Origin of the sequence: Alteromonas marina (assembly GCF_000808575.1) — a bacterium.
Taxonomy (GTDB): domain Bacteria; phylum Pseudomonadota; class Gammaproteobacteria; order Enterobacterales; family Alteromonadaceae; genus Alteromonas; species Alteromonas marina_A.
In genome coordinates, this window is sequence record NZ_JWLW01000012.1 from 32068 (window position 1) to 46261 (window position 14194).

At 44.9% G+C, this 14194-nt stretch carries 16 protein-coding genes; 10 read left to right on the forward strand and 6 right to left on the reverse strand.

What is annotated here, in order from left to right:
• Positions 1 to 42: 42 nt before the first annotated feature.
• The 6 genes from secF to RJ41_RS05845 all read right to left on the reverse strand — a co-directional run bounded on the left by secF (position 43) and on the right by RJ41_RS05845 (position 6295).
• Complete coding sequence (gene secF, locus RJ41_RS05820; RefSeq protein WP_039218176.1) at positions 43 to 984, reverse strand: protein translocase subunit SecF; 942 nt, start codon at positions 982 to 984, stop codon at positions 43 to 45.
• Between the two features lie 9 nt (positions 985 to 993).
• Positions 994 to 2838 carry a protein translocase subunit SecD gene (secD, locus tag RJ41_RS05825; protein ID WP_039218178.1) on the reverse strand — a complete coding sequence of 615 codons (1845 nt, stop codon included), beginning with the start codon at positions 2836 to 2838 and terminating at the stop codon, positions 994 to 996.
• 55 nt (positions 2839 to 2893) lie between these two features.
• Positions 2894 to 3229 carry a preprotein translocase subunit YajC gene (gene yajC / locus RJ41_RS05830; protein ID WP_025255932.1) on the reverse strand — a complete coding sequence of 112 codons (336 nt, stop codon included), beginning with the start codon at positions 3227 to 3229 and terminating at the stop codon, positions 2894 to 2896.
• Between the two features lie 24 nt (positions 3230 to 3253).
• Positions 3254 to 4366 (reverse strand): tRNA guanosine(34) transglycosylase Tgt, encoded by a 1113-nt coding sequence (gene tgt / locus RJ41_RS05835; protein WP_014950189.1) that lies wholly within the window; start codon positions 4364 to 4366, stop codon positions 3254 to 3256.
• 172 nt (positions 4367 to 4538) lie between these two features.
• Complete coding sequence (gene queA / locus RJ41_RS05840; RefSeq protein WP_039218191.1) at positions 4539 to 5585, reverse strand: tRNA preQ1(34) S-adenosylmethionine ribosyltransferase-isomerase QueA; 1047 nt, start codon at positions 5583 to 5585, stop codon at positions 4539 to 4541.
• 434 nt (positions 5586 to 6019) lie between these two features.
• On the reverse strand, positions 6020 to 6295 hold the full coding sequence (locus tag RJ41_RS05845) for a DUF6471 domain-containing protein (RefSeq protein ID WP_014950191.1): 276 nt from the start codon (positions 6293 to 6295) through the stop codon (positions 6020 to 6022).
• A 292-nt stretch (positions 6296 to 6587) separates the two neighbouring features.
• On the opposite strand from RJ41_RS05845, the gene RJ41_RS05850 reads away from it, so the two are divergent.
• The 10 genes from RJ41_RS05850 to RJ41_RS05895 all read left to right on the forward strand — a co-directional run bounded on the left by RJ41_RS05850 (position 6588) and on the right by RJ41_RS05895 (position 14190).
• The gene (locus RJ41_RS05850; RefSeq protein WP_014950192.1) at positions 6588 to 6977 is read left to right on the forward strand and encodes a DUF2170 family protein; all 390 of its coding nucleotides are present in this window, start codon (positions 6588 to 6590) and stop codon (positions 6975 to 6977) included.
• A gap of 23 nt (positions 6978 to 7000) precedes the next feature.
• Positions 7001 to 7681 carry a PspA/IM30 family protein gene (locus RJ41_RS05855; RefSeq protein ID WP_039218195.1) on the forward strand — a complete coding sequence of 227 codons (681 nt, stop codon included), beginning with the start codon at positions 7001 to 7003 and terminating at the stop codon, positions 7679 to 7681.
• Positions 7682 to 7828: 147 nt separating this feature from the next.
• A complete protein-coding gene (locus RJ41_RS05860; protein WP_205622704.1) occupies positions 7829 to 8884 on the forward strand; it encodes a potassium channel family protein in 1056 nt (351 codons plus the stop codon).
• A gap of 11 nt (positions 8885 to 8895) precedes the next feature.
• Entirely contained in the window at positions 8896 to 9540 is a 645-nt protein-coding gene (locus tag RJ41_RS05865; protein WP_039218197.1) for a YjfK family protein, read from the forward strand.
• A 15-nt stretch (positions 9541 to 9555) separates the two neighbouring features.
• Positions 9556 to 9972 (forward strand): DUF350 domain-containing protein, encoded by a 417-nt coding sequence (locus RJ41_RS05870; protein ID WP_014950196.1) that lies wholly within the window; start codon positions 9556 to 9558, stop codon positions 9970 to 9972.
• A gap of 10 nt (positions 9973 to 9982) precedes the next feature.
• Positions 9983 to 10651 carry a DUF1190 family protein gene (locus RJ41_RS05875; protein WP_084081774.1) on the forward strand — a complete coding sequence of 223 codons (669 nt, stop codon included), beginning with the start codon at positions 9983 to 9985 and terminating at the stop codon, positions 10649 to 10651.
• A gap of 2 nt (positions 10652 to 10653) precedes the next feature.
• Positions 10654 to 11820 carry a glutathionylspermidine synthase family protein gene (locus RJ41_RS05880; RefSeq protein ID WP_039218199.1) on the forward strand — a complete coding sequence of 389 codons (1167 nt, stop codon included), beginning with the start codon at positions 10654 to 10656 and terminating at the stop codon, positions 11818 to 11820.
• A 21-nt stretch (positions 11821 to 11841) separates the two neighbouring features.
• Entirely contained in the window at positions 11842 to 12381 is a 540-nt protein-coding gene (locus tag RJ41_RS05885; RefSeq protein WP_014950199.1) for a rhomboid family intramembrane serine protease, read from the forward strand.
• A 46-nt stretch (positions 12382 to 12427) separates the two neighbouring features.
• Positions 12428 to 13129: a VC0807 family protein gene (locus RJ41_RS05890; RefSeq protein ID WP_039218203.1), complete on the forward strand. Its 702-nt coding sequence runs from the start codon at positions 12428 to 12430 to the stop codon at positions 13127 to 13129.
• Between the two features lie 338 nt (positions 13130 to 13467).
• The gene (locus tag RJ41_RS05895) at positions 13468 to 14190 is read left to right on the forward strand and encodes an ABC transporter ATP-binding protein (protein WP_039218205.1); all 723 of its coding nucleotides are present in this window, start codon (positions 13468 to 13470) and stop codon (positions 14188 to 14190) included.
• Positions 14191 to 14194 lie beyond the last annotated feature (4 nt).

Here is a 14194-nt window from a genome sequence, read left to right on the forward strand (position 1 = left end):
GCACTCTACATAGTGCGGTTTTCTCTTTGTATATTTTTTTATTTAAGGCATAGGATCTAAATCTGCGCCTTCCTTTTCCACTTGTGGCGGCATTAGGTCTTCTTTACTAATACCCAATGCAAGTGCCACTGAACTTGCGATATACACCGATGAGTAAGTACCTACCACTACACCAAACAGCAATGCTGTTGCGAAACCGTGAATAAGCGCCCCCCCCTTGTAGAATAACGCAACCAATACCAACACCGTGGTTAATGAGGTGATGATTGTACGGTTTAGGGTTTGCGTTAGCGAGATGTTGATAATCTCAACAGGCTCACCTTTACGAATTTTGCGGAAGTTCTCACGAATACGGTCAGATACAACGATGGTATCGTTAAGTGAATAACCAATTACCGCTAGTACCGCTGCAAGTACCGTTAGGTCGAACTCAATTTGAAGTACCGAGAATAGACCCAGCGTGAGGATAACATCGTGCATTAGCGCCGATACTGACCCCAAAGCGAATCGCCATTCAAATCGCATCGCGACATAAACGAGAATACACAAAAGTGCGACTAGCATCGCAAGGCCGCCCTGCTCGGTAAGCTCTTCACCTACGTTAGGACCCACGAATTCAATACGACGCATATCAACCGCAGTACCGTCAGCACGCAGTGCCTCTAGTACCTGCTCACCAATAGTCACGGCTTTAACACCGTCTCTAGGCGCTATACGAATCAATACGTCTTGGCTACTTCCGAAGTTTTGCACGATAGCATCTTCGAAATTCGATTCATTAAGCTGAACGCGAATGGCTTCTAAATTAGCGGCATCTTCATAGCCAACCTCAATTAGCGTACCGCCAGTGAAGTCTAGCCCCCAGTTAAGGCTATTAACGCCTAGCGACACGAACGAACCTAAAATGAGTACCGTTGATAACACCATCGCAGGAATGCGAAGGCGCATAAAATTGACGGTATCGGATAGTTTTAATAATTGCATGTTACTTCCTTAAATCGCCAATTTCTCTACGCGTCGACCGCCCCATACTGCGTTAACAATAACGCGCGTAACTAGGATTGCAGTAAACATCGACGTTGCTATACCAATCATCAGCGTAATCGAGAAGCCTTTAATTGGGCCTGTGCCCACGGCAAACAGAATTAAGCCTGCAATGAAAGTGGTAATGTTAGCATCTAGAATGGTAGAAAAAGCACTGTCGTAACCCTGATGAATGGCATGCTGTGGGCTGCGGCCGTCACGTATCTCTTCTCGAATACGCTCAAAGATAAGAACGTTTGCATCTACTGCCATACCAACGGTCAGTACAATACCTGCCATACCTGGTAGCGTAAGCGTTGCGCCAGGGATCATCGACATAATGCCTACTATCATAACCAGGTTTGTAATCAGAGCGATGTTCGCTACCACACCAAAGGCTTTGTAATAAATCAACATGAAAACAAGTACCGCTGCCAGACCATACATAATAGCCTGCATGCCCAGCTCAATGTTTTCTTTACCCAAGCTTGGTCCAACCGTACGCTCTTCAACAATTTGAATTGGCGCAATCAGTGCACCTGCGCGAAGTAGCAACGCTAAGTCACGGGCTTCTTTCGGTGAATCAAGACCTGTGATTTGGAACTTGCTACCCAGCTGCGCACGAATAGTCGCAACCGAGATCACTTGCTCGTGTTTTTCAAATACTAGCTTGCCGTCTTTGTTACGTTCGCCGGTCGACTTGTATTCGATAAACACCGTAGCCATTGGTTTACCAATGTTCCCACGGGTTGAGCGAGACATCTTATTACCGCCTTCAGAATCAAGCGAGATGTTTACGTTCGGAAGCCCATATTCATCAACACCGCTATTCGCATCAATAATATGGCTACCGGTAAGCATAATGCGCTTTTCAAGCAGCTGAGGAATGCCTTGCTGATCTTCAATCACTTGAGAGCCAGGAGGAACGCGGCCGTTCAATGCATCACGGATGTCGTTCTTCTGGTCTAGCATGCGAAATTCTAGTGTTGCTGTGGCATTAAGAATCTCTTTCGCACGGGCGGTGTCTTGAATACCTGGAAGCTGCACAACGATGCGATCAGCACCTTGCTTTTGTACAAGCGGCTCAGCTACGCCAAGTTGGTTAACACGATTACGAATAATGGTAATGTTTTGCTTAACCGCGTTGTCGCGAATTTCTTGAAGCTTGCTTTCAGCAAAAACAGCGCGAAGCGTTAAGTCGTCCACTTGGTTAAAGGTAAGGTCGCGGCTTTGGTTACGCAAAAAGAACTCTGCCTTGTCTAGTGTATCTTCATCGCGGAAGCTAATGTCGATATGATCGTCAACCTGCTTTACACCGCGATAGCGAATGCCTTCTTCGCGTAATGAAGTACGAAAACCACCCTCTGCATCTTCAAGAGACTTGGTAATAACCTCGGTCATGTCCACTTCCATTAGGAAGTGAACACCACCGCGAAGGTCAAGACCTAGCTTCATTGGCGCGCCACCTAGGCCTTCAAGCCATTCTGGCGTGTCAGGGGCAAGGTTCATAGCCACGTAGTAGTCATCACCAAGCGCCTTTTCAAGCGTTTCACGCGTAACAAGCTGGGTGTCAGAATCCGAAACGCGAACTAATATTTGTTCGTTCTCAAACTCAACACGTTTTGGAGAGATATTCTTTTCACTTAGCGCGGCTTTTACTTGTTCCACAGTGGCGTCAGTTACCACAGCGTCACGGCCTGCTGAGATTTGTACGGCGTGATCTTCACCGTAAATGTTAGGAAGCGCATAAAGTGCACACATTGTAACCACAATGAGTGCACTCAGTACTTTCCAAATAGAGTTTTTGTTTAGCACTGGATAATCCTTTCGTGCCAGTACCGGGAAGCGTCCCGGCCCCGGCGATTGTTACTTACAGTGACTTCATTGTGCCTTTAGGCAGCACAGCAGTTACTGAAGACTTCTGAACAACGATGTTGTTTGAATCGTTAAGTGCAACTTCAATGAAGTCTTTTTCTTCTGACACTTTAGTGATTTTTCCAACCAAACCACCTTGTGTTAACACTTCATCGCCTTTGCCTAGTGAAGATACTAGGTTTTTATGCTCTTTTACGCGCTTAGCCTGTGGGCGGTAAAGCAAGAAGTAAAAGATTAAACCGAATACAGCTAGCATGATGATCATTTCCATGCCGCCACCTTGCGGCGCACCAGCAGACTGTGCGTAAGCGTTAGAGATAAATAGGCTCATAAAATTCCCCAAATATTATCGTTGTTATAGTGCCGGAACCGGCAACCCTTTTTGTTCATAAAATTCTTGTACAAACTCATCAAGCGTACCTGCGTCAATCGCATCGCGAAGACCCTGCATCACACGCTGATAGTAGCGAAGGTTATGGATGGTATTTAAGCGCGCACCCAAGATTTCGTTACACTTGTCCAAATGATGTAGATAAGAGCGAGAATAGTTTTTACAAGTGTAGCAATCACAATTCTCATCTAATGGCGAGGTGTCGTTTCTGTGTTTCGCATTGCGAATCTTCACTACGCCTTCAGTCACAAACAAGTGACCATTTCGCGCGTTGCGCGTGGGCATTACACAGTCAAACATATCGATACCGCGGCGCACAGACTCAACCAAATCTTCAGGTTTACCCACGCCCATTAAGTAGCGAGGTTTATCTTCCGGTATTTTAGGCGCGGTATGATCAATAATGCGGATCATATCTTCTTTCGGCTCACCGACTGAAAGACCACCAATGGCGTAACCGTCGAAGCCAATCGCTTCAAGGCCAGCAAGTGAAACGTCGCGCAGACCTTCGTACATACCGCCTTGAATGATACCAAACAGTGCTGCTGGGTTATCGCCATGGGCTTCTTTACTACGTTTGGCCCAACGTAGCGACATTTCCATTGAAACGCGCGCTTCTTGTTCAGTAGCGGGGTACGGCGTGCACTCATCAAAAATCATCACGATGTCAGAGCCCAAATCGCGCTGAACTTCCATCGATTTTTCAGGCGTAAGTAAGATCTTTTCGCCGTTTATCGGAGAGCGGAATGTTACACCTTCTTCGGTAATTTTACGCAAATCACCCAAGCTAAACACTTGGAAGCCGCCAGAATCCGTAAGGATTGGCTTGTCCCAATTCATGAAATCATGCAGGTCGCCGTGCTGGCGAATAATGCCTGTACCAGGACGAAGCATCAGGTGAAACGTATTTCCAAGACAGATGTGTGCACCGCTGTCTTTTAATTCTTCAGGGGTCATTCCCTTAACAGTACCGTATGTACCTACGGGCATGAACGCTGGCGTTTCAACAACACCGCGTTCAAACACCAAACGACCGCGTCGTGCTCGGCCTTCGGTTTTTAACAACTCAAATTGCATGTGAAAGCATTCCCACTTTGGTGCGCTTTTGCGCTGGGTATAAAAATAAATTGGCGGCGATTATACCAGTAATTCGGCTGAGATCATGCCCCGTATCTATGTTTATCTGTAACTAAGCTGGAAAGGCCTGCAAAATACCGATTTACATGGCCTGTATCGTGGACGAATGTGCTTAGGCGCGCTCAATAAACATAGAATCACCGTAGCTAAAGAATCGATATTCTTTCTCAATCGCTTCTTGATAGGCATTCATCACGTTGTCTTTACCTGCAAATGCGCTAATTAACATCATTAGCGTGGACTCTGGAAGGTGAAAATTGGTGAACATTGCGTCTACCACTTTAAACTCAAAACCAGGGTAGATAAAAATCTCAGTATCTTCGTTAAATGGCGCAATAACTTCCTCGTCACCGCGCTCTGCGCTTGCTTTTGCCGCTGATTCCAAAGAGCGTACAGAGGTTGTACCCACTGCAATAACGCGTTTACCGTTGGCTTTTGTGGCTAGAACAGCGTCAACGACGTCTTGCGGTACTTCGGCGAACTCTGCGTGCATCTTGTGCTCTTGAATATTATCAACGCGCACAGGCTGGAATGTACCCGCGCCGACGTGCAAAGTTACAAAGGCCAAATTCACGCCTTTTTCTTTTAACGCAGCCAGTATTGCATCGTCAAAGTGAAGCCCTGCAGTAGGCGCTGCAACCGCGCCCGGCTTTTGATTGTAAACGGTTTGATAGCGCTCTTTGTCTGAGTTTTCGTCCGGGCGGTCAATATAGGGAGGAAGCGGCATATGCCCATGGGCTTCTAGCAGCGTTAATACGGTCTCATCGTGGTCAAACTGTAAAATAAATAGCGCATCGTCTCGCCCTGTCACTGTAACATTCACTTTTTCTTCAAGAATAAGCCTAGTTCCAGGTTTAGGTGCCTTACTCGCGCGAACATGTGCTAGCGCAGTATTATCCGACGTAATACGCTCAATAAGCACTTCTACTTGTCCGCCAGTTTCTTTTTTACCAAGTAATCGGGCAGGAATAACCCGCGTATTGTTGAACACCAAGAGGTCGCCTGGCTCTACAAATTTCAGCATGTCAGCGAACATCGTGTGCGCTACATTGCCAGTCTTCCCCTCTAAATGTAACAAGCGACTCGCTGTACGTTGCTGAGTTGGGTATTTGGCGATAAGTTTTTCGGGTAGCTCAAAGCTAAAATCTGATAGTTTCATAAATACGACTAAATTACGGCATAAAAGTTAGACAAAAGTAGAATATTAAGTACCATTTAAGTTGCAAATTAAGGCTAATAAAAATAGATTTACAGCTTAAGACAGAGTTAAAATAAAAACAAAAAACATTACTTATCAATAAATTAAAAAATAACGTATATTGTGAAATAACTTTATATTGAACAATATACGCACAATTCAAGTTATTAAATAGCACTCAACACCTTAAACGGTTAAGATACCTACAGATAGTGATGATGTTCTCCCATAAACATTCCTTATCATTCGTACCCAGCACTTGCTGGGTATTTTTTTATCTGCTTGTTTTCCCTGCCTGCCTTCACTCATCGCAACGTTATTGCGAAGCTCCGATTCCTCTGCGCGACAGGTTAGTTGAATATCGATATCTTATAAACGGCGGTATTTTACGCTGTTTATTGCTGAAGATCAGTTAAGATTTCTTCTAAAAGCGCCGCATCTAATGGACGCGCCTTCAACACGTACAAAATTTGCAGGAGTAAATCGGCGCCCATAATACCTTTGTTTACCTTATTTCTAAGGTTATCTGCGCTTTGCTCCACGCCAATCTCTTCCAGCCTTTGGCTTAACGCTTGATATTTTACGCCGCGCACAGACATCTCAGATTTCACGACTCTTGCTACCGTTTGCCGCCACGCATTTTTAGCACCTTGCGTATTTCCAGTGTTCACACAGCCTCCAAAAACCACACTAATGTGATATATATTTTACAAAAACACACTTTTTTACACTTATGACATGTATTTAATGTTGACGATTATGGCACAACAGGTCTACACTGCAAGTCAAGATATTGGCGAAAATGAAAATAGTCGTTACAGTAACTTCGGTTGTTCTTTTGGTAATGCTTGGTTTCAAGTTTTGTGTTTCAACACGGATTTAAGCGTAGCAATGCATTATAAGACACCACATATACGACATTCGTTTTCAACATTATCGCTTTAATAACTAAAGGAGAAAGGTATGAGCTGGGAACTGGAAAGCATCGAAGCCTTATTTAAAGAGCATGATGACTTTGTGGTAACACGTGAGGAAAACTGCTTACTTATTGCTAATCAAGACGGCATAGATGCCTGGCTTGCTATCAGCGGAGAGCAGATTTTAGTAGAGAGTCTTTTGTTTGCAGCGTCGGAAGTAAAAGATAAGCCAGCGCTAGATCATGAAATATTGTCAACTCATATGGTGTTCCCTTTAACCACGGTAGGCATTTCAAACATTGGTGGTGAAGAGTACTACACTGCCTTTGGTGCGTTAAGTGCCCAGTCAAAAGCTGAAAGTATTGTTATTGAAGTGGAAACCCTGTTTCAGAATGTTGCATCTTTCTTAGATGCCTACGAAACACACCTTAACTAAAATTTACTTCTAAGGAGAAGCGAATGTCAGTGTGGAAAAAATTAGTAACTGCAGTAAAAGGTGGTGCAACCGAAGCTGCTCAATCTGTCGTAGACAGTCAGGCTATTCGAATTCTGGAACAAGAAATTAGAGAAGCCAAAGAAGAACTGCGCAAGTCAGACCATGCACGTACCCAAATTTTGGCAAAGTGCAAACTTTCTCAGCAAAAAGTGGATAGCTTCAATTCGTCAATTGCGGAATACGAAGCTCACGCGCGCAAGGCCATCGATAGCGACCGCCAACTCGCGCTAGATTGTGCTCAAAAGGTGTCTGAACTTAAAGAAGAACGAGACCAAGAACAAACATATCTTGATCAGTTCCAGCAGTCAGAAAAGCAGCTGGCACAAAATATCCAACAGGCGAAAGCGAATTTACGTCGCTTAGAGCAGCAAGTGGATATGGTAAAAGCCACTGAAAGCGTTCAGAAGGCGCAAGTAGCGGTTTCTTCACGCCACATGGGCGCGAATAGTAAAATGAAAACCGCGACTGAATCGCTGTCTCGCATTCAGGAAAAGCAAAAGATGCGCAATGCTGAGCTACAAGCAGCTGAAGAGCTAGCGAATAATGAATCGAGCAGCGATCTAGAAAAACGCTTAGCGGAAGCAGGCATCAAAGGGGGGAAAACTTCTGCAGACGATGAGCTAGCGCGAATTCTAGGCAAGTAAAGTAAATGAATGGGAGCCAAGCGCTCCCATTTTTAATTCTTGTTACATAAATCTCTGCGAAAATTGTTAGATAACAAAGAGCTAACCTAGACAAACCAAGCACTTCAAGGCAGAGTAAGGGCACGCATAACAAGGGCTGTTTCTTTTATGTCTCCATGGATAAAACTGCGAAAAATCATGCTGCAATATTTTGCAGAATCACGCTGGTACACTATTGTCGGTGCCACCGCCTTTTACGCAGTAACAAGCTATTGGCTACTTTACGCTGCAGACGAGCACGATTTAATTACCAACGCCGACTTTATTTACTGGCTGGCGGTCACCGCCTCTACAGTGGGCTATGGTGATTTATCTCCCGTCACGCCAGCGGGAAAACTGGTTGTAGCGCTTTACGTCATACCGCTTGGTTTGAGTATCTTCGCCATGGTAATTGGCCGGATTGCAGCTTGGGTTTCATTAACGTGGAAGAAAGGATTGTTGGGTATGAATAGCTTGATGCTAGATGAACATATCTTAGTAATTGGGTGGAATGAGCAGCGTACTATGCTGCTGCTTGATTTAATACTTCAAGAACGCGATGCCATGCCAGAGCGCCCCGATATTGTGCTGTGTGTGAAGGCTGATATCACTAACCCCATGCCTGGCGTAATTGAGTTCGTGAAGGTAGATTCGTTTAACAAAGACGAAGATATGGATCGCGCTTGCGTGTCCACCGCCCGAACTATTCTTATCGATAACCCACAAGACGATGTCACCATGACTACCGCGCTGTATTGTACTAAGCGTAACCCTGATGCACATCAAGTGGCTTATTTTGATGATGATAGCCTAGTCAGCTTACTTCAAGATCACTGCCCTAAAGTGGAGTGTACACCGAGCGTGGCAATAGAAATGCTGGTTAAAGCCGCTTTTGATCCTGGTTCTAGTATGCTTCATCACGACTTACTGAGTATTGAAGAAGGCCAGGCGCAATTTTCAGTAAAAATCCCAGAAAGTAGCCACGCCATTTCTGTTGCTAAGTTATTTATTAATTTGAAACGTAAACACGATGCCATCTTTATTGGATATGCGCCAAATGGTCTTGTGAAAGAAATGGTGGTAAACCCACCGTTGGGCGTTACGTTAAACCCGGGCGACACTTTGTTTTACATTGCTGAGCGCCGCATTAACGCAATTAACTGGTCTTCTCTAGACGCTGATTAAGAGGCGTAAACATGTTTAGTAAATTATTTAAAAAGTCAGAACCTAAAAAACCTAAGTCGCCAGAAATAATGGGGCTTTATTTAGGTGGGTCTTTCGAGTTAGATAACTTGAAACTTTCGCTATTAGAACCGGAACTCACTATTGAAGGTGCAGCCCGTTCTCAATTAATTCAAGCGGTAGGTGAAGCACCCTTAGATACAGGTGGCACTCTGCTTCGCTTTTACACCGACGACGATGGATTTTTACAGGTGGTCACCGACGGCGGCTTGTCTGAGAATCACATTACCGATGTTAAGCTGTGGCATTTTTACGAAACAAAGACCATCGGTAATACTGCTCAGTGGAACGAATGCTTGAAAAACGTTATCAGCCAGCCCACCTACGAGCTTGAGGGCAAGGTCTATACCCGCGTGTGGGGGGCAGTGGGCGATGAGTCACCGCCTGTTGCCGTCACTGAAACTACCTATGAAGAAGACGGTGATGTGAGTACCACCGATCAGTTTATGATGCTGTACGAACGCCCCATCAGTAACGATAGAGTCGAAACACTGCTTGTTGTGGGTGAAGAGAAACAAGTAGGTAATAATTTAGATAGATGTTTGGTGATTTCAACGGGGTTTGATGTAGAACCTGCAGATATCACTATAAACGGTTAATAAAAGGGAATAACTATGGATACGATCATGCAATCTTTGGCTGGCCTGGATAACTTTGCGCTTTACTTCGGCTTGTCGATTGTCTTTTTGTTTATCTTCAAATTGGTGTACGCATTGGTTACACCTCACGATGAATGGAAGCTGGTAAAAGAAGAGAAAAACGTTGCCGCTGCCATCGGCTTCGGTGGCGCTATAATCGGTTTTGCTATTGCCCTTGGCAGCGCAGCTTCAAACTCGGTTGCTGTAGTAGATTTTGCTATTTGGGCGCTTGTTGCTGTGATTGCACAATCCCTAGCGTTTGCCATTTTGCGTTTCAGCTTTATGCCGAAAATCGCTGAGCGCATAAACAATAACGAAGTTTCTGCGGGTGTTATGCTTGCCAGCATGTCTATTGCCGTAGGCTTACTCAATGCCGCTTGCATGACCTATTAAGGGGGCAGCGATGACTGATAAACGAAACACTCAGCTTGATGTTGTTGATAGCGTGCAAGGTGAGAAGCCCGCATTAAAACGCACCAAACATATTGACCTTAGTCGCATGCGCAAAGGTTTTAGCGTGAAGCCTTTAGCATTGGGGGTGGCCAGCGTTATTTTAAGTGGTTGTGGCGGGGAAAAAGAAGACGCCACCATTTACACCTCGCTAGAAGACTGTAAACAGGATTTTCCTGATGCAGTAGAGCGTTGTGAAGCTGCCTACCAGACAGCGGTCGACGAGGCCATGCGCACCAGTCCGCGCTTTAGCTCTGAGTACGACTGCGAACATGAATTTGGCCCTAACCAGTGCCAATATGTGAATAATAGTAGCGGCAGCTTTTTCATGCCGTTCATGGCAGGCTACATGGTGAGCTCTCTGCTATCGCCAAATCGCTATTACTCACAGCCCTTATATACTTCCTATTCATATAATTCACCGTTTCGTTCACGCTGGATAACGGCAGACGGCTATGTGTTCGACGGCGACATTCGCAAAAGAAAATATCGCGTAAATAAAGACGTTTATAAGCCTAAGCCTACCGTGAACCGCACAATGAAACGAGGCGGGTTTGGTAGCAGCGTTCGTGCAAAATCGTCTTGGGGTAGCAGCAGCCGTAAAGGCGGCTGGGGCGGATAACTATGTTTAGAATGCCTTGCCAGCCTCGCAAGGGCTGGCAGCAGTTGGCTAATGAGTTTGGTTTTCATTTCCACACCATGTATGGCGAGCCGTATTGGGATGAAAGTGCCTACTACCAATTCACGCTGGCGCAAATTGAAAACGATATTGAAGACCCCACAGCCGAGCTACATCAAATGTGCTTGGCAGTGACCGAAGATGTGGTTAATAGTGAGGAATTACTTACTCGCTTTTGCATCCCCGAACAGCACTGGGATTTAGTGCGTAATAGCTGGAACGAAAGAGACCCAAGTCTGTACTCTCGCCTTGACCTTGTCTACAGCGGTAAAGGGCCGGCAAAGCTTCTTGAAAACAATGCAGATACGCCCACCAGCCTGTATGAATCCGGTTTTTGGCAATGGCTGTGGCTTTCGCAAAATGTGGATGCCGGCAAACTTGCCCTGCACGCTGATCAGTTCAATAGCTTGCAAGAAAAACTAGTTCATCGATTTCGCGAAATAGCATTGCACTACAACATTAATCAACTGCACATGGCGTGTTGTAAAGATACCGTAGAAGACCGCGGAACAGTGCAGTACCTACAAGACTGCGCTACAGAGGCCGGGCTTTTAGCTGACTTCGTTTTTATTGAAGACATTGGGTTGGCGGACACGGGTGTTTTTACCGATCTTCAAGACGCGCCCATTACAGACTGCTTCAAGCTTTATCCTTGGGAGTTTATGCTGCGCGAAGAGTTTGGCGACGTGTTAGAAGACGCCCAAGTTAATTGGGTAGAGCCCCCATGGAAATCGATAATCTCCAATAAAGCCTTGCTTCCTCAGCTATGGAAGAAATTTAAAGGCCACCCTAACCTGCTTCCTGCTTATTTTTCAGATGAAAAAAATGCAAATAGTTTGTCCGGAAAGTGGATTAAAAAGCCCCTCTTTTCTCGAGAGGGAGCCAACGTATCAATTATCGAAGATGGTGTTGAGAACGTTTTGAGTGATGGCCCTTATGGTGAAGAAGGTTTTATTGTTCAAGCTTTTGAACCATTGCCCGTTTTTGAAGGTAATCATACACTTATTGGTAGCTGGTTGGTGGATGACATGCCCGCAGGTATTTCAGTAAGAGAAGATTCATCTGCTATTACCCAAGATCTCTCTCGCTACCTTCCCCATATTATCTTGTAATTTATTTAAGGGGGCCTTTTTATGAAGCCGCTTTCTTTTCAAATTCGCGTTCTGCTGACGTTAGGTGCACTATTAATCGTAATAGAAGTAGCAAACTTACTTACCGGCAATGCACTTAATCAGTTTGGTGTAGTGCCTCGCACACTTTCAACCTTGCCATATATATTCACAGCTCCTTTCCTTCACGGTACACCCACGCATTTGATGGCTAACTTGGTGCCTCTTTTGCTGTTCATGTGGCTTACTATGCAGTGGGGAAAACGCACATTTCTCATCGCTACGCTAAGCGCACTGCTTATAGGTGGTTTGGGCGTGTGGCTGTTCGGTAGAAGCGCTACGCATATTGGCGCGAGCGGCATGGTATATGGCTATTTTGGTTTCCTTGTATTAGCAGGTTTTCGAAGTAACAAAGTGCGGTATTTACTTATTTCACTAGTAGTTGCAGCGCTGTACGGAGGAATGCTGGTTGGTGTGCTTCCCACATCCAAATTTATTTCCTTTGAATATCATCTGTTTGGCTTTATTGGTGGCTTATTTGCCGCATGGCACTGGGCACGCTAATTAGTTTACGTATAATTAGCCTCAAGATAAGACGTTTTAGTTAGATATGTCAGCAGTACAAGAACCTACACAAAAGAACCAAGGCTTTTTCGGCAACCTCGCGTTTAACATTGTTATTCCTGTGGTGCTAATGAGCTATGCAAGTTCAGAAGATTACCTAGGCCCTGCGTGGAGCATTGTGGCGGCACTCAGCTTTCCTATTGGTTATGGCCTTTGGGATTTAAAAGAGTCGGGAAAGGTCAATGGCTTTTCCATTTTAGGCATTATCAGCGTACTGCTTACCGGCGGGTTTAGCTTACTTAAACTGCCTGCCGAGTATATTGCGATAAAAGAAGCCGCTATTCCGGGCATTATTGGTATTGCTGTACTGGTAACCCAATACTCTAATAAACCCTTGGTCAAAATGCTTATTTTGAACGACCAAATCATAAACTGGCCACACCTAAACCAAGTTCTTGATGCGAAAGGCAAGCAACCAGAATTTAAAAAGAAAGTCGCGGTTAGCTCTTACATCGTAGCGAGTTCGTTTTTCCTCTCTTCTGCACTTAACTATATTTTAGCTAAAATGATTTTGGTCAGTGAGCCGGGCACTACGGCATACACTGAAGAGCTTGGCCGAATGACTGCGCTTAGCTATCCAGTTATTGTGATCCCGAGCATGATTTTGCTTATTGCAGCGCTCTGGTATTTGTTTGCTCAAATCAAAAAAATTACTGGCGAAGAACTCGATAACTTTATTAATCAGTAAAAAGATAATCGATAAGGGGCTTAACGCCCCTTTTTACATTTGAAGTCCCTCTGACCTACGACGAAATCTATTACATATCGAGTAATTTGGGCTACCAAAGCAATATCGTGAGCCGCGCAACGGTATTGGCCCATCAAATTCCTACACCGCTTTTAACCAAAAAGCATGAGTTTTACGTATACTCTCAATGATAAAAATAACCCGTTCTATTAGAACATGTTGGCGCTATTTTAAAGCGCTCATAGCGCCTCTAACTGTGCGCCAGCAGCACTGCGTATTGCATGCATTCTCGCTCCTTCATGTTCAAACTAAGACGGTTCAATACAAAACGGCGAATTATGCTGACCATAAAAGACTTAAAGAAATCTTTTTCACAGACAGGGGCTCCGCTCATCAACAACCTTAACCTTACTGTAAAGACAGGTGAATCGGTGAGTATTCAGGGGGCTTCTGGCTGCGGCAAATCTACCTTGCTGTCGCTTATTGCTGGGTTTGAGACGCCCGACGGAGGCGATATTTCGGTAAATGGATTGTCGATTGCAGGCAATAGCAAACTCGATAATACGTTTAAAGCGAAGGATATCGACAATTTTCGCAAACAGCATTTAGGTATTGTGTTTCAAAGCTTCAATCTATTCGACTGCTTTAATGCGTGGGACAACATTGCCTTTACTGCAAGGCTAAAAGGTAATGTAGATAACGACTACCAATTAGCGTTAATGGAGCAGCTTGGGATATTACCCCTAGCGCAAAAGCCGCTAAGTCAGTTATCTGGCGGTGAACAGCAGCGCTGTGCCATTGCTAGAGCACTTGTACATCGCCCCTCGCTTATCTTGGCCGACGAACCCACCGGCAATTTAGATGAAACCACCAGCGAAACTGTGTCTGACTTACTCTTTAAAACCTGTAAAGAGGCCAATACTTCTCTTGTTGTGGTTACTCATAGCCAAGACGTCGCGGTAAAAGCGGACGCCGCTTTGCGACTACACAAAGGGGTATTAGAGAGAGTGAATTGTGAAAGTACAGAGCAAACCTTGTCTTCACCAATAGCAGCAAGCTAATTAC